The sequence below is a fragment of the Cyclobacterium qasimii M12-11B genome (genome assembly GCF_000427295.1).
In the GTDB taxonomy this organism is placed as follows: Bacteria; Bacteroidota; Bacteroidia; order Cytophagales; family Cyclobacteriaceae; genus Cyclobacterium; species Cyclobacterium qasimii.
In genome coordinates, this window is record NZ_ATNM01000125.1 from 1 (window position 1) to 757 (window position 757).

Annotated in this window: 1 pseudogene; it reads right to left on the reverse strand. The window is 37.1% G+C overall.

Annotated features, from left to right (window positions below):
- Positions 1–87: 87 nt before the first annotated feature.
- Positions 88–757 (reverse strand): annotated as a pseudogene (locus tag ADICYQ_RS15245) (AAA family ATPase); the annotation flags it as partial.

Consider the following 757-nt stretch of genomic DNA (forward strand, 5'->3'; position numbering starts at 1 on the left):
AATAGAGAAAAAATTGAATATTAAATTCTGATTTTTTCAACAACCAACAACCAACAAACCAAACAACCAACAACCAACAACCAACAACTAATACCCATACTCCTCTTTCCAAAAGGCATCTTTAAATGATTGCGTTGGGGCTTGCTCGCGAGCATTATTACCTGGGTTGTATAATTTAGTAGTTGGCTATTTCTTCAGGAAGAAATTCTTGAGCCGCGAAATTGTTTTCGTAACTGTGCGAATATTTGTAGGTATCACCATAACCGAGCTCTTTCACCAGCTTCGTTGGTGCATTTCTCATCGCAATCGGAACTGATAAATCTCCAGTGTCTTTCACTAATTGTTGTGCTTTTCCAATAGCTTCATAGGCCGCATTACTTTTTGGAGAACTTGCTAAATAGGTGGCGCATTGACTTAATATAATTCGAGATTCAGGATTACCTATAACAGATACAGCCTGAAACGTGTTATTCGCAATCACTAAAGCTGTCGGATTAGCATTACCAATATCTTCACTAGATAAAATTAATAATCGTCTGGCAATAAACTTAACGTCTTCTCCTCCTTCAATCATTCTAGCTAAATAATATACAGCAGCATTAGGATCGCTACCACGAATCGATTTTATAAATGCCGAAATAATATCGTAATGTTGTTCGCCAGCTTTGTCGTAACGAGCGGCTTTGCTTTGTACTTGTTTGGTCACTAAATCATTAGTGATAATAATTTGATCACCTTCAAACGACGCGACTAATAA